21 protein-coding genes, 1 tRNA gene and 2 rRNA genes are annotated in these 24,188 nt (G+C 33.4%); 8 read left to right on the top strand and 16 right to left on the bottom strand.

Going from position 1 to position 24,188, the window contains the following annotated elements; all coding sequences use genetic code 11:
• Positions 1 to 29: 29 nt before the first annotated feature.
• The 3 genes from GSY47_RS19610 to GSY47_RS19600 form a co-directional block, all read right to left on the bottom strand.
• Positions 30 to 707: an SDR family NAD(P)-dependent oxidoreductase gene (locus tag GSY47_RS19610; RefSeq protein WP_179002112.1), complete on the bottom strand. Its 678-nt coding sequence runs from the start codon at positions 705 to 707 to the stop codon at positions 30 to 32.
• A gap of 35 nt (positions 708 to 742) precedes the next feature.
• The gene (locus tag GSY47_RS19605; RefSeq protein WP_179002110.1) at positions 743 to 1,714 is read right to left on the bottom strand and encodes a M28 family peptidase; all 972 of its coding nucleotides are present in this window, start codon (positions 1,712 to 1,714) and stop codon (positions 743 to 745) included.
• Positions 1,715 to 1,850: 136 nt separating this feature from the next.
• A complete protein-coding gene (locus GSY47_RS19600; protein WP_179002108.1) occupies positions 1,851 to 2,993 on the bottom strand; it encodes an acyl-CoA dehydrogenase in 1,143 nt (380 codons plus the stop codon).
• Positions 2,994 to 3,483: 490 nt separating this feature from the next.
• On the opposite strand from GSY47_RS19600, the gene GSY47_RS19595 reads away from it, so the two are divergent.
• The 3 genes from GSY47_RS19595 (at position 3,484) to GSY47_RS19585 (ending at position 6,652) form a co-directional block, all read left to right on the top strand.
• Positions 3,484 to 4,059 (top strand): chalcone isomerase family protein, encoded by a 576-nt coding sequence (locus GSY47_RS19595; RefSeq protein ID WP_179002106.1) that lies wholly within the window; start codon positions 3,484 to 3,486, stop codon positions 4,057 to 4,059.
• Positions 4,060 to 4,201: 142 nt separating this feature from the next.
• Positions 4,202 to 5,428 (top strand): Glu/Leu/Phe/Val dehydrogenase dimerization domain-containing protein, encoded by a 1,227-nt coding sequence (locus tag GSY47_RS19590; RefSeq protein WP_179002104.1) that lies wholly within the window; start codon positions 4,202 to 4,204, stop codon positions 5,426 to 5,428.
• A 318-nt stretch (positions 5,429 to 5,746) separates the two neighbouring features.
• Entirely contained in the window at positions 5,747 to 6,652 is a 906-nt protein-coding gene (locus GSY47_RS19585) for an energy transducer TonB (protein WP_179002103.1), read from the top strand.
• Positions 6,653 to 7,010: 358 nt separating this feature from the next.
• On the opposite strand, the gene GSY47_RS19580 is transcribed toward GSY47_RS19585, so the two are convergent.
• Entirely contained in the window at positions 7,011 to 7,406 is a 396-nt protein-coding gene (locus GSY47_RS19580) for an ExbD/TolR family protein (RefSeq protein WP_091496748.1), read from the bottom strand.
• Positions 7,407 to 7,409: 3 nt separating this feature from the next.
• Positions 7,410 to 8,102 carry a MotA/TolQ/ExbB proton channel family protein gene (locus GSY47_RS19575; protein ID WP_179002101.1) on the bottom strand — a complete coding sequence of 231 codons (693 nt, stop codon included), beginning with the start codon at positions 8,100 to 8,102 and terminating at the stop codon, positions 7,410 to 7,412.
• Positions 8,103 to 8,233: 131 nt separating this feature from the next.
• Between GSY47_RS19575 and GSY47_RS19570 the strand changes: the two genes are divergently transcribed.
• The gene (locus tag GSY47_RS19570) at positions 8,234 to 9,460 is read left to right on the top strand and encodes a bifunctional folylpolyglutamate synthase/dihydrofolate synthase (RefSeq protein ID WP_179002099.1); all 1,227 of its coding nucleotides are present in this window, start codon (positions 8,234 to 8,236) and stop codon (positions 9,458 to 9,460) included.
• 177 nt (positions 9,461 to 9,637) lie between these two features.
• A tRNA-Val gene (locus GSY47_RS19565) sits at positions 9,638 to 9,715 on the top strand.
• A 41-nt stretch (positions 9,716 to 9,756) separates the two neighbouring features.
• Here GSY47_RS19565 and GSY47_RS19560 read toward each other — a convergent pair.
• The 4 genes from GSY47_RS19560 to GSY47_RS19545 all read right to left on the bottom strand — a co-directional run bounded on the left by GSY47_RS19560 (position 9,757) and on the right by GSY47_RS19545 (position 15,053).
• Positions 9,757 to 10,371 carry a hypothetical protein gene (locus tag GSY47_RS19560; protein ID WP_179002074.1) on the bottom strand — a complete coding sequence of 205 codons (615 nt, stop codon included), beginning with the start codon at positions 10,369 to 10,371 and terminating at the stop codon, positions 9,757 to 9,759.
• A 455-nt stretch (positions 10,372 to 10,826) separates the two neighbouring features.
• Positions 10,827 to 11,534: a DUF6090 family protein gene (locus GSY47_RS19555; protein ID WP_179002072.1), complete on the bottom strand. Its 708-nt coding sequence runs from the start codon at positions 11,532 to 11,534 to the stop codon at positions 10,827 to 10,829.
• 214 nt (positions 11,535 to 11,748) lie between these two features.
• Positions 11,749 to 12,108 (bottom strand): MerR family transcriptional regulator, encoded by a 360-nt coding sequence (locus GSY47_RS19550; RefSeq protein WP_179002070.1) that lies wholly within the window; start codon positions 12,106 to 12,108, stop codon positions 11,749 to 11,751.
• Positions 12,109 to 12,290: 182 nt separating this feature from the next.
• On the bottom strand, positions 12,291 to 15,053 hold the full coding sequence (locus GSY47_RS19545; protein WP_218651377.1) for a DEAD/DEAH box helicase family protein: 2,763 nt from the start codon (positions 15,051 to 15,053) through the stop codon (positions 12,291 to 12,293).
• A 326-nt stretch (positions 15,054 to 15,379) separates the two neighbouring features.
• Here GSY47_RS19545 and GSY47_RS19540 point away from each other — a divergent pair, with 326 nt between their 5' ends.
• Both GSY47_RS19540 and GSY47_RS19535 read left to right on the top strand, forming a co-directional pair.
• The gene (locus GSY47_RS19540; protein ID WP_179002068.1) at positions 15,380 to 15,739 is read left to right on the top strand and encodes a VOC family protein; all 360 of its coding nucleotides are present in this window, start codon (positions 15,380 to 15,382) and stop codon (positions 15,737 to 15,739) included.
• Between the two features lie 102 nt (positions 15,740 to 15,841).
• Positions 15,842 to 16,303 carry a MarR family winged helix-turn-helix transcriptional regulator gene (locus GSY47_RS19535; RefSeq protein WP_179002066.1) on the top strand — a complete coding sequence of 154 codons (462 nt, stop codon included), beginning with the start codon at positions 15,842 to 15,844 and terminating at the stop codon, positions 16,301 to 16,303.
• Positions 16,304 to 16,439: 136 nt separating this feature from the next.
• On the opposite strand, the gene GSY47_RS19530 is transcribed toward GSY47_RS19535, so the two are convergent.
• Positions 16,440 to 17,495 carry a hypothetical protein gene (locus tag GSY47_RS19530; protein WP_179002064.1) on the bottom strand — a complete coding sequence of 352 codons (1,056 nt, stop codon included), beginning with the start codon at positions 17,493 to 17,495 and terminating at the stop codon, positions 16,440 to 16,442.
• Positions 17,496 to 17,639: 144 nt separating this feature from the next.
• The gene (locus GSY47_RS19525; RefSeq protein ID WP_179002062.1) at positions 17,640 to 18,752 is read right to left on the bottom strand and encodes an acyltransferase family protein; all 1,113 of its coding nucleotides are present in this window, start codon (positions 18,750 to 18,752) and stop codon (positions 17,640 to 17,642) included.
• 359 nt (positions 18,753 to 19,111) lie between these two features.
• On the opposite strand from GSY47_RS19525, the gene GSY47_RS19520 reads away from it, so the two are divergent.
• On the top strand, positions 19,112 to 20,002 hold the full coding sequence (locus tag GSY47_RS19520) for a DMT family transporter (RefSeq protein WP_179002060.1): 891 nt from the start codon (positions 19,112 to 19,114) through the stop codon (positions 20,000 to 20,002).
• A 59-nt stretch (positions 20,003 to 20,061) separates the two neighbouring features.
• Here the strand turns inward: GSY47_RS19520 and GSY47_RS19515 are convergent, their stop codons facing one another.
• The 5 genes from GSY47_RS19515 to GSY47_RS19495 form a co-directional block, all read right to left on the bottom strand.
• Entirely contained in the window at positions 20,062 to 20,655 is a 594-nt protein-coding gene (locus GSY47_RS19515; protein WP_179002058.1) for a YdeI/OmpD-associated family protein, read from the bottom strand.
• A gap of 74 nt (positions 20,656 to 20,729) precedes the next feature.
• A complete protein-coding gene (lpxA, locus tag GSY47_RS19510) occupies positions 20,730 to 21,503 on the bottom strand; it encodes an acyl-ACP--UDP-N-acetylglucosamine O-acyltransferase (protein ID WP_179002056.1) in 774 nt (257 codons plus the stop codon).
• 66 nt (positions 21,504 to 21,569) lie between these two features.
• Positions 21,570 to 22,133, bottom strand: a complete 564-nt coding sequence (locus GSY47_RS19505; protein WP_179002054.1) for a Crp/Fnr family transcriptional regulator — start codon at positions 22,131 to 22,133, stop codon at positions 21,570 to 21,572.
• A gap of 388 nt (positions 22,134 to 22,521) precedes the next feature.
• Positions 22,522 to 22,631 (bottom strand): 5S ribosomal RNA (gene rrf / locus GSY47_RS19500).
• Between the two features lie 142 nt (positions 22,632 to 22,773).
• Positions 22,774 to 24,188: ribosomal RNA gene (locus tag GSY47_RS19495) — 23S ribosomal RNA — on the bottom strand; the annotation flags it as partial.

The raw sequence follows: 24,188 nt of genomic DNA, 5'->3' as shown, positions 1-24,188 counted from the left end.
AAACTCATAACCTATAACTCATAACTTTTTTATGGATTAGTTGAAGAAACTTCCAGAACTTTTCCGTTAAAATATTTATTTCCGTTTAAGGTAAAATCATAAATATAAGTTGCCATTCCTTCAGCAGAAATTGGCGCTTGATAACCTGGGAAAGCTTCATTTAGCATTTCAGTCTGAACCGAGCCTAAAGCCAGAACATTAAATGCAATGCCTTGTTCTTTGTATTCTTCTGCTAGTAATTCGGTCAATGTGATTACAGCACCTTTGCTTGAACTATAAGCCGCTAATCCCGCAAATTTCAAACTTCCTCTTACTCCTCCAATTGAACTGATTGTTACAACATGACTTCCTTTTTGTAAATACGGAAGACAGATTCTCGTCAGATTCGCTACAGCAAAAACATTGACTTTGTAAATACTTTCAAAATCAGCTTGGGTTGTTTCCGCAAAAGGTTTTAAAAGCAATGCCCCAGCATTATGCACTACAGCATCTACTTTTTTCCATGTTGAAGAAAGAAAATTTTCTACTTCCTGTAAAGCCGTTTCATCTGCCAAATCAATAGACAGGCAAGTTACATTTTGATGTTCTAAAAGTGTCTTAGGTATTTTTCTTGAAATGGCTAAAACCTGATTTCCTGCATTAGCAAACTGCAATGCTAATTCATAACCAATTCCTCTACTCGTTCCGGTAACAATAATATTTTTCATGGAGCAAAAATAATCAAATGCTGTAAAAAAGCCTCTTATTTATTCATGGTTATTTCTTGTGTCGGAGAAGTTGTAATTTTAGTAACCGCTGGCAATAATTCCTGAGTAAAAGCAGTAATATGCGGAATATCCATCAGCTTAAATTCATCTGAAACATGATGATAGAAATCAAAGTTTTCAAAATCAAAAGTGCTAATTGACTGGCATGGCTTTTTGAAAACATCATAAAATGAGTAATTATCAGATCTGTAGAATAGTTGATATTCTGCTTCTTTTGGTAAAAACCCTATAGTATTTTTTCCAGTATATTCATTTATTTTGGTTGCCATATTCGATTTATCAAAACCTGTAATATAAGCAAGATAATCTCTTTTCATTGGCACACCAATCATTTCAATGTTCAACTGGGTATATAGATTAAAATTCTGTTTTTTCAATTTCTCAACTAAGCTTTTTGAACCTAACAATCCTTTTTCTTCTCCAGCAAAAAAGACAATTAAAATGCTTCGTTTGTTTGATTTGGTTTCGCTGAAATATTTCCCCATCGCAGCAACAGAAGTTACGCCCGAAGCGTCATCATTAGCTCCATTATTGATTTTATCCGCCTGTTCTTTTTTCTCTATCCCAATATGATCGTAATGGGCACTTAACACAACAAATTCTTTTTTCAATTCTGGATCTGTTCCTTCAATTACTCCAACTATATTAAAAGCGGGACTTTTAAAATTGGTCAGCGTATCGCGATACGTTTTAAAGTAAGGTTTGATATTATTCTTTTTAAGAAAATCTTCCAGAAACACTGCTGCTTTTTCAATTCCTTTAGTACCAGTTTCACGCCCTTCCATTTCATCTGAAGATAAGTATTTTAAAAAATCTGAAATCTCTGTTTCATTAACTTTATAAGTGACTTCAATTGGTTTTGAATTTCCTTCTTTTTCAGGAAGAATTGAAGTACCCGATTTACAGGCAAAGAAGATAAAAGGAATTAAAAAGTATAGCTTTTTCATAATTGTTGGTTTTGAATTAGAACGAAAATTATCTTAAAAGTATAAACTTATGAAAAGTAAAAGAATATTCATAAAAAAACCCTTCCAAACTAAAAGCCGAAAGGGTTTTCAAATTCAAATCTATTGCAACCTAATTTTATCCAGCGATAACAGCTCTTGAAATTACGATTTTCTGAATTTCAGAAGTTCCTTCGTAAATCTGAGTAATTTTTGCATCACGCATTAAACGCTCCACATGGTATTCTTTTACATAACCATTTCCACCATGAATCTGCACTGCTTCAACTGCAGTATCCATTGCAACTTGAGAAGCAAATAATTTTGCCATTGCACCGCTCACATCATAATTCTTGTGCTGGTCTTTATCCCAAGCCGCTTTCATACATAAATGACGTGCTGCTTCAATATTAACTGCCATATCAGCCAATTTAAAAGCAATTGCCTGATGATTGCAGATTTCTGTTCCAAATGCTTTACGCTCTTTAGAATATTTCAAAGCCAATTCGTAAGCTCCAGAAGCAATTCCTAACGCTTGAGAAGCAATTCCGATTCTTCCTCCAGCTAATGTCTTCATCGCAAATTTGAATCCGAAACCGTCTTCACCGATTCTATTTTCTTTAGGAACTTTTACGTCAGTAAACATTAAAGAATGCGTATCAGAACCACGAATTCCCATTTTTTGTTCTTTTGGCCCAACAGCAAAACCTGGCATATCTTTAGTCATAATCAAAGCGTTGATTCCTTTGTGCTTCAATTCTGGATGCGTTTGCGCAATTACTAAATATACAGATGCAGTGTTTCCGTTTGTGATCCAGTTTTTAGTTCCATTCACTAAATAATGATCTCCCATATCAATGGCAGTAGTTTTTTGAGAAGTTGCATCACTTCCCGCTTCTGGCTCACTTAAACAGAAAGCTCCATGAATTTCTCCAGAAGCTAAACCTGGCAAATATTTTTGTTTTTGTTCTTCAGTTCCATATTCTTGTAATCCCCAGCATACTAATGAATTGTTTACAGACATTACTACCGAAGCCGAAGCATCAACTTTAGAAATCTCTTCCATTGCAATCACATAAGAAATCGCATCAAGACCACTTCCACCGTATTTAGGATCCACCATCATTCCCATAAATCCGAGCTCTCCCATTTTTTTGACTTGCTCTGTTGGAAAAGTCTGTTTTTCGTCGCGTTCAATAACTCCCGGCAATAATTCATTCTGAGCAAAATCTCTTGCTGCCTGTTGAATCATCAAATGTTCTTCGGTAAGATTAAAATCCATAGTAGTATTCTTTAAAGTTTTTTCAACCAAATTTCAAACAGAATTTTAGTTGATGGTTTTTTATGTTTTTGTTTTTTCAGTACCCAAACTTTTCAGTTCAAAGGCTTCCAAAGATACTTTTTAAAAGTGTAATTTACAATGCACGCATACAAAATTAATAGATCAGCAAAGATAACGATAACGTTTTCGTAATTATTTATCTTTTTACCGAAATGAACATTAATCTTGCAACAAATCTTGTAAAATTCTAGATAGATAATCCATCTAAAAAATCTTTGAAAAAACTGAAAATATTGACGAATTTTTTAAGTCCAAAAGTTGAACAATTCTTAAAATGCGTAAAACTACGTAAAACAAGTCTTACTAATTTGATTATTAATACAATACAAAAATTAAATGTAAATTTTACAGAAAAAAAACATCACAAAAATGAACCAAATATTAATAAATTAACATTATTTTTGACCAAAAAATAAAAAAATGACAGAACATGAAAAAGATTTTACTACTCCTTACACTCCTTTTAATCCTCCCTTTTTATACCGCTTCAGCACAAACTCAAATTGACGTTAACGGTGTAACTGTTCCTAGAAAAATAGATTTTCAAGGCAAAACTTTACAGCTAAATGGCGCTGGCGGAAGATCCAAAATGTGGTTGGAAGTTTACGTTCAAGCATTGTATTTATCGCAACTAACTCAGGATCCACAATTCATTATTGACAGTGATACAGAAATGGCAGTTAGAATTGAAATTACTTCTTCTATGGTTTCTTCTAACAAATTAACAAAAGCCATGAATACTGGTTTTGAAAAATCTGCTGGAGCAAATTTAGAACAACTGCGTCCAAGAATTGAACAGCTAAAAAGTTTCTTAAGCGATCCTATTACCGAAAAAGATGTATTCATTTTAGCCTACAATCCTTTGGATCAAAATGTTTATGTTTCTAAAAATGAAGTTCTGAAAGGAAAAATTGCTGGATTTGATTTCAAAAAAGCTTTATTCGGAATCTGGCTTTCTGATAAACCAGTTGACGAGACTTTGAAAAAACACTTATTAGGACAATAATTCTTAATTTTTTAAATATTCAAAAAGCCGAAAACCAAATAGTTTTCGGCTTTTTCTTTTTGTTTACTAAATTTGATGCGAAATACATTATTCGCATTATTCTATTTTATACATTTACGCAAAATAAACATATCACAACAAAATGAAAGATTTATTACAACAATTTGAAAACAAAGCACCTGAAATTGTTTTCAATTGGAAAGATTCAGAAACAGAAGCCGAAGGGTGGACAGTAATTAATTCACTTCGCGGAGGAGCTGCAGGTGGAGGAACAAGAATGAGAAAAGGTCTAGACATGAACGAAGTTTTGTCTCTAGCAAAAACTATGGAAGTTAAATTCTCTGTTTCAGGCCCGGCGATTGGCGGGGCTAAATCTGGAATAAATTTTGACCCGAATGATCCTCGCAAAAAAGGTGTTTTACAGCGTTGGTACAAAGCGGTTTCTCCCTTATTGAAAAGTTACTACGGAACCGGAGGAGATTTAAATGTTGATGAAATTCATGAAGTAATCCCTATGACAGAAGAATGTGGTGTTTGGCATCCGCAGGAAGGTGTTTTTAACGGGCATTTTAAACCAACTGAAGCAGACAAAATCAATAGAATTGGACAATTGCGTCAAGGTGTAATTAAGGTAATCGAAAACCCTAAATTCTCACCAGACGTTACCAGAAAATATACTGTAGCAGATATGATTACTGGTTTTGGTGTTGCTGAAGCAGTTCGTCATTTCTATGCAATTTACGGCGGAGATATCAAAGGTAAAAAAGCAATCGTGCAAGGTTTCGGAAACGTTGGTTCTGCCGCTGCTTTTTACTTAGCTGAAATGGGCGCAAAAGTAATCGGAATTATTGACCGTGACGGAGGTTTAATTAAAGAAGAAGGTTTTTCGTTTGAGGAGATCAGAACGTTGTTTTTAAATAAAGACGGAAATAAATTAGTAGCCGATAATATGATTCCGTTTGAAGAAATCAATTCTAAAATCTGGACAATTGGTGCTGAAATTTTCACGCCTTGCGCTGCATCAAGATTGGTGACTCAAGCGCAGATTGACAGCTTAATCGCAAACGGATTGGAAGTTATTTCATGTGGAGCGAATGTTCCTTTTGCTGACAAAGAAATTTTCTTTGGTTCGATTATGGAAGAAGTAGACCACAAAGTAAGTTTAATTCCTGACTTTATTTCGAACTGCGGAATGGCGAGAGTTTTTGCTTACTTCATGGAGAAAAAAGTTCAAATGACTGACGAAGCTATTTTTAACGATACTTCAGAAACTATTAAAAATGCGATTGTAAAAGCACATGCTTTAAGTGCATCAAAAACAAATATCAGTGCAACTGCTTTTGAAATTGCATTGAAACAATTAGTGTAATTTTTATTATACTTTACTATAAGCGAGCTGAATTATATTTAGCTCGCTTTTTTTTAACCGCAATCCCGATAATTATTAGTAGCAAAGGTTGCCAAGGTTTTTTAGCCACGAATTCACGAATTATTTTTTTACAATCTTCGTGAATAAAAAATTCGTGAATTCGTGGCTATTTAATTTTCACAAATCATTGCGAACCTTGCGTAAAACTTTGCTCCCGATAGCTATCGGGATTGCGGTTAAATTCTCTCTTTCATTCTAAACAATTTTTACTACTTTTAAACGTTTTTAAAATAATACATTTCAAAATTTACAATCATAATGAGTTTCACTATTTCTTCAGATAAAAAGAAATCACTTTTACTCACAACTGCTATATATGCGGTCATAATTGCATTGCTTTTTTTCATACGTTTTTGGCCTCCATATAATCCAGAAAATAATGTAGCTCTTGCCGAAGGTGGCGGAGGTGGCGGTGGAGTAACGGTTAATTTTGGCGACAGCGATTTAGGTTCTGGCGCGAATTATAAAAGTGAAGTGCTGGATGTAAAAAACAATGTAAAACAAGTTGCAGCAAAAGCAGCGCCTGAAGAAGCCATTATAACTCAGGAAAATTCAACAGCTGATGAAACAGACGTTGTTATTCCGACCAAAGAAAAACCAAAGAAACCTGTTCCTGTTACAAAACCGGAACCCAAACCTGCTCCTGAAAAACCAAAAGTTTCAAACTCTACCAACGATGCTTTATCTAGTATTTTAAAAGGTTCAAACAAAGGCGGCGACGGAGATGATAAAGTTTCAGGAAATAAAGGAAAATCTAACGGAAGTTTAAACTCTAACGGTTATTATGGATCTGGTGGCTCTGGCGGGGGGACTGGAGGTGGTAACGGTACTGGAAATGGCATTGGAACCGGAAGCGGTTACGGAGCCGGAAGCGGTGGTGGTTCTGGCGGTGGATCTGGATATTCTTTAGGAAACAGAAAAGCTTTATCTAAGCCTGCACCAAAATATACCTGCAACGAAGAAGGAAAAGTGGTTGTCGAAGTAAGCGTTGACCAAAACGGAAAAACAATAAGCGCAACTCCTGGAATTAAAGGAACAACCAATACCGCAAAATGCTTATTAGACCAGGCAAGAATTGCAGCAATGAATACCAAATGGGAATCTGATAGTGATGCTCCTGCAAAACAAGTGGGGAAAATTATTTATAATTTCAGTTTGGATTAAAACACGAATTACACAGATTTACACTAAACGTTATTATAGAAAAAGGCTTTCAGAAAATCTGAAAGCCTTTTTGTTTATTTGTCATTTCGACTGAAAGGAGAAATCACACACGGGATTCGACAAAGATTGGAGATAAACTTTGTAGAGTTTCTAGTGCGATTTCTCCTTTCGTAATCATTAATTATAACTGACAGGTTTTTAAAACCTTTCTGGACTAAATTAACAACTAGTTCGCGTGAGGGATAGGAGCAAGCTACCGAAGTAGTGCGGATAGCCCGACCGTCTCGTTGCAAAAGGGCGTATAACTACAAAGTATCTTGCTCTTTTGCAACGAGATGGTCACGCCCTAATGATAAATCTACTTCGGACTTGTAGCTATTACAAACTTCAAATTGTTTCGTACTCCTATCTGTAAAACATCTACTAAATCCTGAACTTGTAAATTGAACGGAATTCGAACTACAACAGTCTGCGTTTTATCAGTTCCTAGTTTGCTCATTAAAGTAGTTTCCAGTTCTTCAAAAGGAACTTGTTGTTTGTCGATATAAAATTGCTTGTCTTCTGTAACCGACAAACTGATTAACTGCTTGTTTGTTTTTTCGTTCGATTTCGCTTTTGGAAGCGTCATCTTAATCACATTCGGATTTGCTAGTGTTGAGATAATTAAGAAAAACAACAATAGGAAAAACATAATGTCGCTTAAAGATGAAGTCGCTACTTCGGCGTGAAATCTTCTTTTTCTTTTAATAGACATACCTTATGCTCTTTGAATTATGTTGACAAATTCTAAAATCTGCTTTTGAATTTTTAAGGCGAAATCATCAATTTTTCCGTTTAATAAGTGGTAAGCAGAATAGGCAATAATTCCCACGATTAACCCAGAACCAGAACTGATCATTTTTTCATACAAACCTCCAGAGATGTTTCCGATACTGATGTTTTCTGTAACCGAAATGCTGTAGAAAATTTTAATAACCCCGGAAATTGTTCCGATGAAACCAAGAGTTGGTGCAATACCTGCGATTAGTCCCAAGTGCCCCAAACGTCTTTCCATTTCGCCAATTTCGATATCGGCGGCACGATCCATGTTCGATTCGATTTCTGCGATTGGTCTTCCGATAACCAAAACACCTTCTTTTAAAATATTAGCTGCAGCGGTATCACTTCTTTCTACAATGGTTCTCGCTAATTCAATATTTCCAGAATTTAATTTATCTCCAACATCCTGCATCAAACGATTGTCAATTTTAGATGCTCGGCTGATGTACATATAACGTTCAAAGATCACATAAATGGTATAAAACAATAAAATCGCAATCGGAATTAAGAAAACTCCCCCTTTCATTATGAATCCAAACATTGATATTTCCTGTTCCGGCGCGATCTTTTCGATCACTACATTTGAAGCATTTACGATTGTATCTGTTTGTAATTGAATAAAACTAAACATATATTAATTCTGGTTTTTAATAATTAATTCTAAAAAATATTTGAAATTTGCAATAAAGATAATTTTCGCTGTTATATTAAACTACAAAAATCGAAATTTATTTCAATCGACAACCATTTTATCCAAAATAAATGAACTATCAAGAGACTACCAATTGGATGTTTAATCAGCTTCCAATGTACCAATTACAGGGGGCTTCAGCTTATAAAGAAGATTTAACCAATATTAAATTATTAGCAGAGCATCTTGGCAATCCTCAAAAACAATTGAGATGCATTCATGTTGCTGGTACCAACGGGAAAGGTTCTACTTCGCATATGTTGTCTTCTGTTTTACAGGAAGCAGGTTACAAAGTCGGTTTATATACTTCTCCGCACTTAAAAGATTTTAGGGAAAGAATTAAAATTAATGGCAAAGAAATTTCAGAAGAGTTTGTTATTGAATTTGTAGCCAAACACAAAGATTTTTTTGAAGCGAATGATATGAGTTTCTTCGAAATGTCGGTTGGTTTGGCTTTTGATTATTTTGCTTCTGAAGAAGTTGACATTGCTATTATTGAAGTTGGTTTGGGGGGAAGATTGGATGCCACAAATATTATTACGCCTTTGGTTTCGGTAATTACAAATATTGGTTTAGACCATACTCAGTTTTTAGGCAATACTTTGGAAGCCATTGCTGGCGAAAAAGCGGGAATTATTAAACCAAATGTTCCTGTTGTTGTTGGTGAATATACCGAAGAAACCAAACCTATTTTTTTGGCTAAAGCCGAAGAAAATAACGCTCCTATTTATTTTGCTTCCGATTTAATTGATCAAATTTATTTGTCTGACTTGATTGGAGATTATCAATTTCACAATAAGAAAACAGTTCAGCAGACGATTTCGATTTTGAATAAGGAAACCGATTTTAAAGTTTCTCCTGAACAATTACAAGAAGGTTTATTGCGTGTTGTAAAAAATACTGGTTTACAAGGAAGATGGCAGCAATTGGGAGAAAACCCTAAAATAATCTGCGATACAGCACACAACAAACACGGATTATCGGTTGTAATGAATCAGTTGAAAAACGAGAAATACGAGAAACTGCATATTGTTTTGGGTGTTGTGAATGATAAAGATTTGGATTCTATTTTACCGTTGTTCCCAAAAGAGGCTCACTATTATTTTTGCCATCCCAATTCGTCACGAGCTTTGCCTGCCGAAAATTTACAAACTGAAGCAAAAAAGCACAATTTAATTGGAGAAAAATTTGATTCTGCTGCCATCGCTTTCGCGGAAGCCAAGAAAAATGCCTCGGAAAGTGATTTTATTTATGTTGGAGGAAGCACTTTTGTGGTTGCCGAATTGCCTTTGAACTGAAATATACTTTTGATATAGAAAAAACTTTAAAAAATCATTTTAATAACAAATTCATAAACAAGGAGATATAAATTATTTTTAAAAAAGTTTTATTTTTTATTCGATTTTCTTTGCAGAACTCGAAAACTAGCGTATATTTGCACTCGCAATCACAAACGATAGCAAGCTAGTAAAATAGGGCGATTAGCTCAGCTGGTTCAGAGCACCTCGTTTACACCGAGGGGGTCGGGGGTTCGAACCCCTCATCGCCCACCAAGAAACTCCTTAAGAAATTAAGGAGTTTTTTTTTGCTTATTTTATTTCCAGAATTCCCACCATTTTTTTTCGCATATTTCCTCTCTAGAAATATTCTCTGTGTCTTTGATGTTATCCTGTTGAAGATTTCTATTGTTCGAAACAAAATTTATTTTTCTATCTGTAAATAAAGCAGAAGAATAATCATTAATAAAATTCTGAATTTTAACATCAAAAGAATTGAAATTCATTCGTACATTTTTAAGTGTTTCTTCTTGTCTTTTTTCAACTTTGGCTAGCAATAACAAAATAGTCAATGCATAAGGTTGTTCATCACAAGTTATATAGGCAAATCTTTCCAGATAATCTAATGCATCATCATTAAAACCACCACAATATGACTGAATTAAATCAATTATGGCTTTATCCTTTGAGTTTTTAATTATTAATTTATTCTCGTAAAAATAAATATCAATTAAATCGATGTAATTATTAATAATCAGTTGTTTCTCCTTATCTATTTCAATCAATTTGATATAAGCTTTGCCAAATCCGTCTTTTAAATATAAATCGGAAATTTCATCTACTATTTTATAAGTTTCAGTAGCTTTTAATTTATTTTCAGTTTCATTTAACTCTCTTAAAATTTTCAAAAACCCTTCGTGATGCTCATTCATCTTTCTTCTTTTTAATATTTAAATATAAAAGTAAATCTAACTAATTTATTTTTACAAGTATAATAAATAATAAATCTTCAAAAAAAGGAATTATTCTATTGAAATTTTCTTCAAATCCTGAAAAAATGGTTAGTAAACAGGTTCGTAAAGATCATCCAGAAACTCCTTAAGAAATTAAGGAGTTTCTGGATGATCTTTCTCAAAGTTATTTTAAGTTTAACTCAACACAATCTTGTCATTTCGAGGAACGAGAAATCTCACTCGAGTATCAACAAAGATTAGCGACAAACTTCACTGAATTTCTAGTGTTATCCTTCGTGCCTCACGATGACAAATCTTTGCCTAAAATTAAGCCAAAAAAGACAAAATTGAGTATCTAGAAAAAATAGCAAAAGAAAAATAGCCTTTTAAAGCATAAAAAAACTCCATTATTTCTAATGGAGTTTTCTTTATTGTTATTTATTCAGCTCTTTTTCAATTTCTTTAATAAGTTCAACTGCGAGCGGTTTTGTATTTTCTTTATAAACTCTTATATTATTCTTACCTAGTTTGACAAGATATGCAAGAGTCTTTTTATATTTTGGATCTGAATATAATTCTTTTTCCGGCTTATCTGCATTTTCTATTTCTTTATCAAAACACTTAAACAAAAACTCAGTGTACATTTTATCAACTTCGTTAACAGCTGGCACATATATTTGGTAATAGTTTAAGATTTTCTGTTTTAATTTTTCGTCTTCAATGTAGCCAAGTTTACCACTTGATTTAAAACCTTCATAATTACCTATAGTCAATGTTTGCCCATGTGAATAAATTGGAAAATTCACTTTACTTTTAGACTTATAAATACTGTCAAGTTGAAGAGGGGTTAATGCCAAAATTTTTTCATAGTCTACGTTTGTATTTTGATATGCTTTCATTTCCCTGTCGATACTTTCTACATCATTCTTTAAATCGTTCTTTAAATTAGCAAGAAACACAGCTACTTCTTTTTGTTGGTGTCTATGCTCACTCCAACCATGCAACCATATTGAAAGCGTTACAGCAAAAACGATTATGAATATTTCTATGATAATTTCTTTTACTTTCTCTCCTAATGTGTGTTCTGAATTTTTCACAGTTTTATAAATTTTTTTTGAATGTTTGCTTATTTCTTCTTGCATAATTTATACTTGCAATTTCTGGTTATTATTTGTTTTTATTTTAGCACGTTATTAAATTCAATGAGTTCCTTTTTTCTTCAGCACCCAACTTTTATTCAAAAGCGAATATAAGACTATTTGTAAAATCTCCTTATTATTTTCTAAAGAACTCAGTAAAAGACACAAAAAACTCCTTAATTCCTTAGGGAGTTTTAAATATTTTAGGCTTTAACAATTAATCATCATTTTGTATTTTCTCACATACTTTTTCAAGAAGCCTCTTAGTCTGCTTAAAATACTTCATTTTATCATCAATCTCTTTTATTTTAGCCTGAAAAAGTTCCAGTGTTTCTGGTTTTGAATCGGTGGTTTCGAACCAGCTGGTCAATATTTTTTTTATTTCTGCTAAACTAAAGCCAACTTCTCTGGCTTCTATAATAATTTCTAAACGCTCAATCGTATTACTATTGTAATGCTTGTAATTATTAGATTTTACCTTTTCATCGGTCAATCCCTTGATCATTCCTAAATTCTCATAATATCTGATCGTATGAATTGATAATCCTGTTTTTTTTGACAATTCGTTTATAAGCATAGCACTATTTTTTTTATACAAAAACAATAAAGCATAGAGCGAAGTCTATACTTTTATGTTTCAAATATACAATTATTTTGCTTTTGAAGTTTTTAAAAATAATAAATACAACATAAAGTAATTTCAGGAAGAACTAACAAAAACAAAATACAAGTAAAAAACATCATTTCCAATAAGCTTTTTTACTTCCATTTGTTTATTCGCTGTGTTTTTTTATCAAACTGTGCCGCTAGAGATTTTATTCTAGACTGCAAAAGCAACTTTCGACCTTCAATTGTTCTGGTAAAAATTAAATCACAATTACCAACAAGTTCTTTCCATTGCTCTTTGAAATGTTCTGCCAGTTTTTTATTTCTGCCTATAATTTCAGGAACTGAATGATAATCTTTTTGTTCTTTAAAAAAAAGAAATCTATTTTTTCTGATTATTATATAACGAGGATTTTCGACAGTATCTGTAATTTCCTGTAAAGAGTTTATAAATGTTGATTTCTCAAAAGTTGTCCCTCCCTCCAAATGACAATATACTCTTCCCCAATCATCTACAGAGGTTATTACCTCTAAAGAAGCATAATCGGTTTTAATAATTCTGGCTTTGATTAGTGAATCCAAAAGTGCTTTACCAATTTGTTTTATGTCTTTGGAAATGTCGCGATATTTAAAATACAATCTCAATGCTTTTAATGTCTGCCTTCCAAAAAACAACATTCCAATTATTCCAAAAAAAGCAAGAAAAAAATAAAGATCTCTCATACTCCTGATTCTTCTGGCTGCTTTTAAAAATTCTTGTATTGTTTCTAAACCAAAACTAGCTAAACCAGAACCTAAAGTCGCCAAAAGATTAGCCAGTGTTTTATTCAAATACATCGATTTAATTGCTTTATACTCTTTTTGCTCAGGAAACGGAATCTTAATTTCTTCTACAAGAGTCACTCCTGTTTCAAGTGCTTTTTCCCATATTTCTTTTAAATTTTCTCTTTTACCAGCATGCCGGAACATTTCACTGTTCTTTTTCTCAGCCTCTCCTTTTTCGATGCTATTTTCTCCTAAATTCAATCGTCCAATTCCATTTTCAATTCCAGGCTGCTCATGAAATGACACGCCTACAAAACTTTTAAAACGTCTTTTAAGCAAATCAAAATCATCGCCACCTGTTGGAGAAGTTTCATCAATAGTAACCAGATGCCAAATGTTTCCCGTTTTATTTGAGTTCCCTTGTTGAGTTCTAATCGCTCTGCCCCGCATTTGATTAGACAAAACAAAAGAACCTACAAAACTTGCCAATATTAAAGAATTAATTGCCGGAGCATCCCATCCTTCTCCAAGTAATGATTTTGTTCCAATTAAAACTTCTATTCCGCCATTTTGAAAAATTTGGGTTACAATATGAACTATATAATGGGTAAGCTGTTCTGTCTGATTTATTAAGACATAATTTGGATCAAAAGGAACTATGCTTGAATTTATTTTAGCAATGCCACATTTTGCTGCTCTTACCTCAAAATCACTATAAACACTCTTTGGAATAATAATCATTGATCCTGTTAATACCCCAATTTTCTGATTCTCAATATTTTCTCGTCTTAGTTTTTCAAAAATAGGAAAAACACCCAATCTGTTTAATTCCAGATTGTTTTCGGATGAATTAACATAGTATTCTTTTCGGATGAAATCAGAAAGAATTACCATACGCAAATCTTTTCCCAACTGCTTGTATTCAAAATCAACAATTTCCTTAATACCGTTTAGCTTACTTATGCTTGACGTTAAGAAACCTGTAACTTTTTTGCTGTATAAAAAATCTATCTGCCGTCTCTCTATCGCTCCATGTCTTCTTAACCTGTTCTCAAGAGTTTTTCGATGTTCTTCAAATTCTTTAAAATGTTCATCTTCATTATAAAGATAAAACTCTAAAAGCTTTTCTGTCCATTCATAATCAAGGATTGGGATTATTATTTTTTTATCTCCAATGACTTCTAGATGAATTTCAGGAATTTCTCTATTGTTTGCTTTTAAAAATATCAAACTAGCAGAATAATAAGAAAGGTTATTATAAATCCAATCTAATTCTCGTTCAGGATTTTTCCAAATAGGATGCGTTTCAATTGCCTGAAGAATGGTTTCATCAATTTTTATTTCCTGAAAAAGCATTTCTATATTATCCCTGAAATTAGTGATATCCTGATGTTCTTTTTCTGTTGGTGTTGTAAAATACATGTAATCTTGGTGCGGACATAGATCGCCTTCGATTACCAATTCTGGAACCGAAATTTCCATATCCACAATTCCGTTAAGCTCAATGTATCGTTGCCATTCGATAGCAGAAACATCATAAGGCGGTGTTGCGGTTAAACCCACAATTACAGGACTGATTTTTTCTTTTACTCTAGTCAGTGTCTGCCACCACTCATTTTTTAAATGGTGTGCTTCATCGACTACAATTGTCTTAATCTTTTGTGCCTTTAAACCATTTACAATTTTATCGAGATTTGCATTTGCCTGTTTACTTTTTATGTTTTCCTCGCTTTCTTCTTCCTCTTCGCAATCTTGCTCCTCAATTTTTAAATTATTACAAGCCGCATGAAGCCCTTGGTAAGTTACAACAGTCATAAATTTTGGATTGCGAATATCTCTCGAAATCCAGTCTGGAGTCTGATCCGTTTGAAGAAATAGCTCACAAAAACGTTGAATCCATTGGTTGCGAATTGCAATTGTTGGAGCAAGAATTAAAGTCGGTTTATTTAACCGAATAGCAACTTCAAGTCCTAAAACAGTCTTACCAGAACCTGGAGGAGCTATAATATGTAAATGTCCATCTTTTAAATGGTCATCTAAATTATCCAGTACTCTTTGCTGGTATTTTCTCCAGTTATATTTAAACTTTATTTCTTTTGGATATTCAGACAATGTATCGTTTACTTTATACTTGTCCTTATTAACTAACATTTTGGCATAAATTAATCACTAAATTTCTAGTTTTATCGATTTGCTAACATAAGTAAAAAACCTTACAAATCACTAAAAAACTCTTGCTTACTGAAATTCTCAAAAAACACTTTCTTCAAACATCCAAATTATTGGAGTAAATTAAATATATTCGTAAAATTCCCTTACAATTAAAGCCCTTTCCTATTTACCAAAATTTCCAAAATGAAGATCATCAAAAAATCAAATAGCTCTTTTTAAAATTTAAAAAAAAAGAAAATTCAAAATGCATTTGCATATTGTTGTCACGAATACTATATTTGCGACAACAATTTAATTTAAAAAAAATGAGAGAATTAACATTTGCATCGTTACAAGTAAAAAATCTGGAAGCCTCAAAAGACTTTTATGAAAAAAAATTAGGTTTTGAAATTGGAAATACCAATCCGCAAGCTTGTATTTTTAAATACAATGAAGGACAAGCAAGTTTTGCGATCCGTACTCCTTTGGAACCACTTGAAGATAAGGAATTAGGTATTGGTGTTGCTCTTTGGTTTGCTGTAAAAGAAAATTTAGACGAACTGAAAGAAAATTTTATCGCAAACGGAGTAACAACTGCGGGGCCAATTATAGAAACTCCCTTTGGACGAGCTTTCCATGTAAAAGATCTTGACGGCTACAAACTTACTTTCTTAGAAATAAAATAATTGAGTAAGAAAATATTTTTTATCAAATAATCAACTAAAGTTTTTGATGGTTATCTTTGATACTTTCAAACCGCTTTTTCGATTAATACCGATACCAATTCTATGTCTAAAGAAATTAATTTTCATTTTAAAAGTCCAAAAGACAGTCCTGGCTATCTCCTTGGACAATTAACTATGCTTTGGCAGCGTAAATTAAAACGAGTTTTAGATCCTTTGGATTTGACTCAGACACAATTTGTATTATTAGCCGCTTTAGGATGGCTTTCGAAAAAAAGCAATTCTGTAACGCAAGTTGATATTGCCAACCAGAGTAATGCTGACAGAATGATGGTATCAAAAGTATTGCGTACACTGGAAGAAAAAGGTTTTATAACAAGACACGAACATGAAACCGATACCAGAGCGAAGATCATTCGACTAACAAACGCGGGAGAAAATGTTTTACAGAAAGCGATCATCGAAGTAGAAAATGCCGATCTCGATTTTTTTTCTGGTTTAGATGAAAATCTTTCCTTGTTTAATTCCAATATGGCAGATCTTTTTGAGAAAAATAAAGCTGAATAATAAACTACACTGAAATATTCATCGTAAAAAATAACTCCACTTTTTAAAATTCAATAAAAAACTCCTTAATCGCTTAAGGAGTTTTTTATTATTCATTATTTTGACAAGATATCTAAGCCTTTTTATCTAAGAAAGACTATTTCAATTTCGTCAAAGCTTTAGAATTTCTCAGCAAAAACACATACTGAAAATAATCAGTTACAGAGGCATCTTTCAAAGGAACTATGTTTTCTCCAAATACCCTGGATTTTACAGTAATCAAATTTTGCGAATTGAAATAAGGCGAGTTTTTTGAATTCAGTTTAAAAAGCGTTACAGCATTTGGTTTACTTACTTCTTTTAAATCATTGATTCCTTTTACAAGCATAAATGGACCATCGGCATTTAACCAAGCTACTTTTTCGTCTTCTGGAGTTGGAAACTGAGGATTTTTAGGAAGATACATTTCACTATCAATTGTGTAACTCACAAAACTGGTTACTTTAAAACCTGAATCTTTTAATCCTGCCGCAAAAGTTACTCTATCTGATTCAGTTTTCTTTTGCAGTGTATGAAAATATCCAAAAAGTCCGTAGAATTTTTCATTTTCAAGATGCCTTTTCTGAATCGTATTTTTAAGATTACTTACCATTGCTTCATCTCTTGAACCTTTAGATTCATCATCAAAATTTTTATCAATTCCAATTACGGTAATTTTTAAAGAATCAGCCAAATTCTCGTTGTAATCATAAACAGCACTCCATTTATCAAATAATTCCTGGCTTGCCTGCTGCGGAATTCTTTTCTTAATTGATTCCACAACTTCTTTTAAAATTACTTCGTTTTTTTGTTTTTCAGATAAAAAGCCATTTAACTTTTTAGCCGTCAAGCTGTCCATTTCAGCAATATAATATTTGATTCCTACTTTTTTATTTAAGAAAAAAAGCATCTCCTGATCTATTGTCTGATTGTCGGCATAACCATGAATTTCTCCCAATAAAAATACTTGTGATTTGTAAAAATCTGCATCAAATAATTTTTCATTAATTGAAGAAGATAACTGAACATTATTTTTCGACAGATAACTAATGTTTTCTTCTTTCTTAGATTCCAGAAACAATTTACTGCTGATATACAAATACGCAATAAAAATTAAAATAATACTCAAAAGGGTAATAAATGTAATTTTAGCAACTTTTAAAATTTTCTTCATGGTTATGGTTAATTTTATTTTGAAGCAAAAGTATTCCCAATAAAAAAAGAAATCAATTTTTATTTACTGAATTGTATTTTTCAAAGGACGAACTGTACTGATTGTATATTTTAGTTAAAAAATCAAACTATAAAAAAAACTCCATTATGATAATGGAGTTTTTTGTTTAGAAAACTTTTCTTTTCGTTTAGTATTTAAATAATTCCTTAACGGAATATCATAGACCTTCATTACCAAATAAGCGAATCCCACCAGCAAAATAACTGCAATTGGCACAATAAAAGCTAACTGAGCTGTATCTGGTTTATAGTTAGTATAATAATTCCCGAACATCCATAAAACGGCATAATGCGTCATATACAACGGATAGGAAATATTTCCAGAAAACACACATACTTTTTCCAATCCAGGTTTTAAGACAGCTCCGGCTCCTAATGAAATCAATAATGGAAAATAAAACAAAACAACTAAAGGTTCTGTTAACCAATTCCATTCTGAAAACGGCATTACAAAAGCCAGCAACAATAATCCGCTTAAACTAACAAAACCTAATTTGCTTTTTATAACTAAATTGAAACGGTAGATTAATAATCCTGCTAAAAAAGAATAGGATATTCTCGCACAGCCGTCCCAAAAAGTCGGTCCGCTCCAGCCTCCTAATAAATTTCCAGAATTATACGCCACAAAACAAATTGCAAAAGCCGCAATAATAGTCAGCACAAACAGCAAATTCTTTCTAATTCTGTAAAGTACAATTGCATAAACTATATTGGCAATGTATTCCCAAAACAGTGACCATGCCGGCGCATTAAAACTAAATAAGTTAAAACCTCGGTCTGCAATAACTGGAAATGGTATTAAAAACAGAGAGCAGATAAAAGTCAAAACAATTTTACCAGCACTATACAATTCAAGATGTCCTCCAAACGGATCAAATAAAAAAGCCAATAATCCTAAAATAGATCCTGCAATAACTAAAGGATGCAGTCGAATAATCCTGGCTACAAAAAAATTCCATATTCCCATTTTTGGAATACGATCATCATAAGCATAACCAATTACAAAACCCGAAAGACAGAAGAAAAAATCAACAGCTAAAAAACCATGACCAATAAAATTCTTACTCGGATCCGTAAAAATCCATTCCATAAAATGAAAAATAACAACAGCAAAGGCTGCAACACCTCTAAGTCCGTCAAGAATTTCAAAATGTTGTTTGGTCTGCAGCACTGATGAAGGTATTTTATTCGTTTCCATTAAATTGAATGCGGTTTAGTTTTAGTTAATCATTTGAAGTGGTCGCAAGTTTACAAATAAATATTTAAATCAAAATGAGATTTAGAGCATTTTAAATTTCGAATTGTGCTTAAAAGTTAGAATTTTCACATTTATATAACTTTTTAAACTTTTTCATTCAGCCTCTTTTTCCTAAGTTTGCTCAAATACAAAAACAAATATGCACGTAGCGGGTTGTCTTTCACCACCAGAAAATTAATAATACTTCTTTAGTATAGACACTAGACTGAATTTATCAGTCTGTTATTCTGTGTCTTTAACTCAAATAAAAAATTATTAATATTCAAAAATAAATCCTCAAAAGGGATAGACAACTTCTTATGAAAAAATCATATTTGATACTGCACACCGCAGTGTTACTGGCTGGCTTTACTGGCGTTTTCGGAAAACTTATCGCTCTTAATGAACTAACATTAGTTTGGTACCGAGTGTTATTTGCTTCAATAATTTTATTTTTTATTCTAAAGTCATATAAACTAAAAGGGCTGCAATCTTTCGCAGAAATCGTAAAAATTTCCAAAGCAGGAATACTCATTACCATTCACTGGATTTTTTTCTATGCCAGCATTAAATATTCTAACATTTCGATTGGCGTAGTCTGTTATTGTTTGACAAGTTTTTTTACTGCAGTTTTTGAACCTATCATTAATAAAAAGAAATTCAATTTAGTTCAAGGTCTTCTTAGTTTATTCACGCTTTTAGGAATAAGCCTTATTTTCCATTTTGATTCTTCCTATCAACTTGGAATCATGCTTGGCGTAGTTTCTTCAGCTTTTGCAGCTTTGTATACCATTTATAATGAGAAATTAGTTCAGTTTTACGATAGTAAGCTGATTAACTTTTATCAAATGTTAGGAGGAACCATTGTTTTGGGATTAGCACTGCCAATTTACTTTTATTATTTCCCAGAAGAATCTTTTATTCCGAGTTTAAAAGATACTTTTTATTTATTTGTTCTTGCTTCTTGTTGCACTGTAGCTTTGTATGTAATGTTTGCAGAATCACTTAAAAAAATTCCGGCATTTACTGTAAACTTAACTTTCAACTTAGAACCTATTTATGCAATCATATTAGCTTTTTTATTTTTTGATGAAGGAAAATCAATCAACTTTTCATTCTATATTGGAATAAGCTTGATTATGACTTCAATTCTATTACAATCCTTAATTTCAATCAAGAAAAAAAACATTGTCGAAGAGCAGATTTCCTAGACAGCTAAAACAGAAAAACTCCTTTGTTAAAAAGGAGTTTTTTTATGCTTTTGTTCAATCTAATCGTTTAAACCTTTACCCGCTAAAATTTGCGGAATATTCTTTTCTATTCTTGCCTCTCTCGTTTTAGATTGTTTTGGCTGAGAGAAATTAAGCAGATAAGCTCTTTGTCTTCCTGGAGTTAAAGCATAAAAAGCTTCTTTCAAATCAGGATTTTCATTCAATTTAACCTGAAACTCCTCTGTTATTTCAAATTCAGAAACTTTTTTCAATTCTACTTTTAAACCTGCTTTTTCAATTTCCGCCGCTTCGTAAATATAGTTTCTCAAAAAATCCTTTTTGCTAATAATATCTTCAACACTGGTAAAACGAACCTGACGCGCTGCCTGAACATTTTCTGATTGTTGAATTAATATTTTATTCGGATCTTTCATCAGCGCTCCTTTAAAAAACAAAAAAGCACAATATTCTTTAAAAGCGTGAATCAAAACAATATTAGCTTTATCAAAAGTATAGCACGGACTTCCCCATTTTAATTCTTCCGCTAAGTGACAATCTAAAGCAATGCTACGCAACAGCTCTAATTCCTCTCGCCATTTTTCCGCTTTTTCGAAATAAAAATCAACTTTAGGATTTGCACTATACTCTGTCATAAAATAGTAAATTAAAATAATTAACTAAAATTACTAAAATTGAAAATTATAAACCAGATTCATTAGAATTAAAATCATTCTCGATAACCTTTGATAATACCGCGTTTTGAATCGCGTATAAAATCTAAAACTTTATCCCTTTCTATGGTCTGTTCAAATTCGCTTTCTATTAATTGTAAAGCAAATTTTGTGTTTCTTTTTTCTTGAAATAAAATTCTATAAATGGCTTTAAGTTCTTCTAGCTTCTTAGAATCAAATCCTCTTCTTTTTAATCCAACGAGATTTAATCCTAAATACTGTAAAGGATCATGCGCTGCCATAATATAAGGTGGAATATCCTTAACAACACGACTCAAACCACTAATCATAGTATGTTCTCCAATAATAGAAAACTGATGCACTGCAGTCAATCCACTAATATTTGACCAGTTTCCAACTTCTACTTCTCCAGCTATTCCAACACTAAAACCAATAACACAATTATTACCAATAATACAATCGTGTCCAATATGAGCATTAGACATAATCAAATTGGAATTCCCAATAACAGTTCTCGTCTTTGAAGTTGTTCCTTTATTAATAGTGACAAATTCCCGAATAATATTATGATCTCCAATTTCTAACAAGGTATATTCATCTCGGTATTTCAAATCCTGAGGAATTCCACCCAAAATTACATTAGAATGAATCTGGCAGTTTGCTCCAATTCTTGTACCGTTTAAGATGGTAACATTATTCCCAATACGAGTATTATTACCAATTATAACATCATTTTCAATAGTCGTAAAATTTCCAAGAGTAATATTACCCCCCAAAGTAGCATTTTGATGAACCAAAGTATTTTTCAATTTTTGAATTTTTTAAAATAGTCCACAAAAATCTAAAGAAAAGAAAGAATATTTTTTGATGTAATATCAAGAAATTGAAGCTCGAATTCTGCTCAAAGTTTCTTGACTAACACCAATAAGTGAAGCGATATGTTTAAGTTTTGCTTTAATAACAATTTGAGGAAAAGAATGTAAAAGAAACTCATACTTCTGTTGCGCAGTCATTACCCTAAACAAATGATGAAATTCATTTATTTTAGAAAGATATAATCGCAACTGATTTACATGAAATTTTAAAAAGAGTGGATATTGCATCAAGATTTGTTCATCTGAATAAGATAACGAATAAAGCACCGAATTTTCACAAGCTTGAAAACTTTCAAATGAAGGTTTCTGCTCAAAAAAGCTACTCATAGAGGTCACAAATTGATTATTGGTATAAATCCATTTCGTAACTTCTAATCCTTCCTCAAAACAAAATCTGCGAACAGCCCCCGATTGAATGAAATATACTTTATTACATATTTTACCTTCCTGAATTACAAATTCATCTTTCTTAAAATTTTCAAGAACAAAATACTTTCGCACAGCAAGCTCCGTTTCTAAATCTAATTTTTGAAAACTATTTATGATCTGAATTAACTCATCCATTCTAATTAGTGTTTTTTAAAAGAAATTAAATTTAAAATTTTAATTATAAAGCAAGTTAAAAAGGAAAATAAACAATGAGAAAAAAAACTTTAAATAATAAGCATTTTAAAAGCTTTTAAAGCATGATTATTGTTAGCAAAGAAGAAATTATATAGATTCAGCTAAAAGTAAAGTACTGAAATCAAATTATCCTTAAAATAATCATATCGTCACCCTGCGGGCCGGGCTGTCCGCTTTATCTTTTGTTTTTTAAAGGAAAAAACAAAAGGATGCCGCTTCCATCCCTGACGCATGCGTTAAAAAGAGCTTTAGGGGATTTCAGCAAAAAAATAAAAAAATGATATAAAACAAAAAATCCCTCCCGATAAATCGGGAAGGATTCTTAAAAGAAAGGCGACGACATACTCTCCCACAATAATGCAGTACCATCTGCGCAGGCGGGCTTAACTTCTCTGTTCGGGATGGGAAGAGGTGAGCCCCGCCGCAATAACCACCTTAAGGTCATTCGCTGCAAGCAGCTTTGCAGTTAATTAAAAATCAAATAACTGCAGCAATATCTTAACATACTGGGATAAAGAAACATAAGTTTTTAAGAAAGTTCCTTCCTCCTCCCGTCTGGGACGGGAGAAGGAAAAGTTTTGTACATAAGCTTACGGATTATTAGTACTACTCGACTATGACATTACTGCCTTTACATCTGTAGCCTATCAACGTGGTCATCTTCCACGATCCTTAAAAGAAATCTCATCTTGTGGTGGGTTTCGCGCTTATATGCTTTCAGCGCTTATCCCTTCCAAACGTAGCTACTCTGCGGTGCCCCTGGCGGGACAACAGATACACCAGCGGTTTGTCCAATTCGGTCCTCTCGTACTAGAATCAGATCCACTCAAATTTCTAACGCCCGCAGTAGATAGAGACCGAACTGTCTCACGACGTTCTGAACCCAGCTCGCGTGCCACTTTAATGGGCGAACAGCCCAACCCTTGGGACCTTCTCCAGCCCCAGGATGTGACGAGCCGACATCGAGGTGCCAAACCCCCCCGTCGATATGAGCTCTTGGGGGAGATCAGCCTGTTATCCCCGGCGTACCTTTTATCCTTTGAGCGATGGCCCTTCCATGCGGAACCACCGGATCACTATGCTCTACTTTCGTACCTGATCGACCTGTATGTCTCTCAGTCAAGCTCCCTTATGCCATTGCACTCTACGCACGGTTACCAAGCGTACTGAGGGAACCTTTAGAAGCCTCCGTTACTCTTTTGGAGGCGACCACCCCAGTCAAACTACCCACCAAGCAATGTCCCCCGATACTCGGGGTTAGGCCTCAGATAAACAAAGGGTTGTATTTCAACAATGACTCCAAAGCGCCTGGCGACGCCCCTTCAAAGTCTCCAACCTATCCTACACATCATTTATCCAAGGTCAATACTAAGCTATAGTAAAGGTGCACAGGGTCTTTTCGTCCCACTGCGGGTAAACGGCATCTTCACCGTTACTACAATTTCACCGAGCTCATGGCTGAGACAGTGTCCAGATCGTTACACCATTCGTGCAGGTCGGAACTTACCCGACAAGGAATTTCGCTACCTTAGGACCGTTATAGTTACGGCCGCCGTTTACTGGGGCTTCAATTCAATGCTTCTCCGAAGATAACATCTCCTCTTAACCTTCCAGCACCGGGCAGGTGTCAGGCCCTATACTTCATCTTGCGATTTTGCAGAGCCCTGTGTTTTTGATAAACAGTCGCCTGGACCTCTTCACTGCGGCCCCCATTGCTGGGGGCGACCTTTCTCCCGAAGTTACAGGTCTATTTTGCCTAATTCCTTAGCCATGAATCTCTCGAGCACCTTAGGATTCTCTCCTCAACTACCTGTGTCGGTTTACGGTACTGGTTCTCATTGCCTGAAGTTTAGAGGTTTTTCTTGGAAGCCCTTAGGCGCACTATCTCTTTGTCCGAAGACTCCGAGTACTATCGTATTTCACCATGTTTTACGGATTTGCCTATAAAACATATAGCTAGGTACTTCAACGAACTATTCCGTCAGTTCGCGGCGC

The organism is Flavobacterium quisquiliarum (assembly GCF_019308285.1).
Classification (GTDB): Bacteria; Bacteroidota; Bacteroidia; order Flavobacteriales; family Flavobacteriaceae; genus Flavobacterium; species Flavobacterium quisquiliarum.
The sequence above is the reverse complement of the archived record's forward strand: the minus strand, read 5'-3'. Positions and strand labels throughout refer to the sequence as shown.

Excerpts from the sequence above, each read along its gene's own strand:
- GSY47_RS19610 (WP_179002112.1), bottom strand. The coding sequence starts at position 707 with ATGAAAAATATTATTGTTACCGGAACGAGTAGAGGAATTGGTTATGAA.
- GSY47_RS19605 (WP_179002110.1), bottom strand. The coding sequence starts at position 1,714 with ATGAAAAAGCTATACTTTTTAATTCCTTTTATCTTCTTTGCCTGTAAA.
- GSY47_RS19600 (WP_179002108.1), bottom strand. The coding sequence starts at position 2,993 with ATGGATTTTAATCTTACCGAAGAACATTTGATGATTCAACAGGCAGCA.
- GSY47_RS19595 (WP_179002106.1), top strand. The coding sequence starts at position 3,484 with ATGAAAAAGATTTTACTACTCCTTACACTCCTTTTAATCCTCCCTTTT.
- GSY47_RS19590 (WP_179002104.1), top strand. The coding sequence starts at position 4,202 with ATGAAAGATTTATTACAACAATTTGAAAACAAAGCACCTGAAATTGTT.
- GSY47_RS19585 (WP_179002103.1), top strand. The coding sequence starts at position 5,747 with ATGAGTTTCACTATTTCTTCAGATAAAAAGAAATCACTTTTACTCACA.
- GSY47_RS19580 (WP_091496748.1), bottom strand. The coding sequence starts at position 7,406 with ATGTCTATTAAAAGAAAAAGAAGATTTCACGCCGAAGTAGCGACTTCA.
- GSY47_RS19575 (WP_179002101.1), bottom strand. The coding sequence starts at position 8,102 with ATGTTTAGTTTTATTCAATTACAAACAGATACAATCGTAAATGCTTCA.
- GSY47_RS19570 (WP_179002099.1), top strand. The coding sequence starts at position 8,234 with ATGAACTATCAAGAGACTACCAATTGGATGTTTAATCAGCTTCCAATG.
- GSY47_RS19560 (WP_179002074.1), bottom strand. The coding sequence starts at position 10,371 with ATGAATGAGCATCACGAAGGGTTTTTGAAAATTTTAAGAGAGTTAAAT.
- GSY47_RS19555 (WP_179002072.1), bottom strand. The coding sequence starts at position 11,534 with ATGCAAGAAGAAATAAGCAAACATTCAAAAAAAATTTATAAAACTGTG.
- GSY47_RS19550 (WP_179002070.1), bottom strand. The coding sequence starts at position 12,108 with ATGCTTATAAACGAATTGTCAAAAAAAACAGGATTATCAATTCATACG.
- GSY47_RS19545 (WP_218651377.1), bottom strand. The coding sequence starts at position 15,053 with ATGTTAGTTAATAAGGACAAGTATAAAGTAAACGATACATTGTCTGAA.
- GSY47_RS19540 (WP_179002068.1), top strand. The coding sequence starts at position 15,380 with ATGAGAGAATTAACATTTGCATCGTTACAAGTAAAAAATCTGGAAGCC.
- GSY47_RS19535 (WP_179002066.1), top strand. The coding sequence starts at position 15,842 with ATGTCTAAAGAAATTAATTTTCATTTTAAAAGTCCAAAAGACAGTCCT.
- GSY47_RS19530 (WP_179002064.1), bottom strand. The coding sequence starts at position 17,495 with ATGAAGAAAATTTTAAAAGTTGCTAAAATTACATTTATTACCCTTTTG.
- GSY47_RS19525 (WP_179002062.1), bottom strand. The coding sequence starts at position 18,752 with ATGGAAACGAATAAAATACCTTCATCAGTGCTGCAGACCAAACAACAT.
- GSY47_RS19520 (WP_179002060.1), top strand. The coding sequence starts at position 19,112 with ATGAAAAAATCATATTTGATACTGCACACCGCAGTGTTACTGGCTGGC.
- GSY47_RS19515 (WP_179002058.1), bottom strand. The coding sequence starts at position 20,655 with ATGACAGAGTATAGTGCAAATCCTAAAGTTGATTTTTATTTCGAAAAA.
- GSY47_RS19505 (WP_179002054.1), bottom strand. The coding sequence starts at position 22,133 with ATGGATGAGTTAATTCAGATCATAAATAGTTTTCAAAAATTAGATTTA.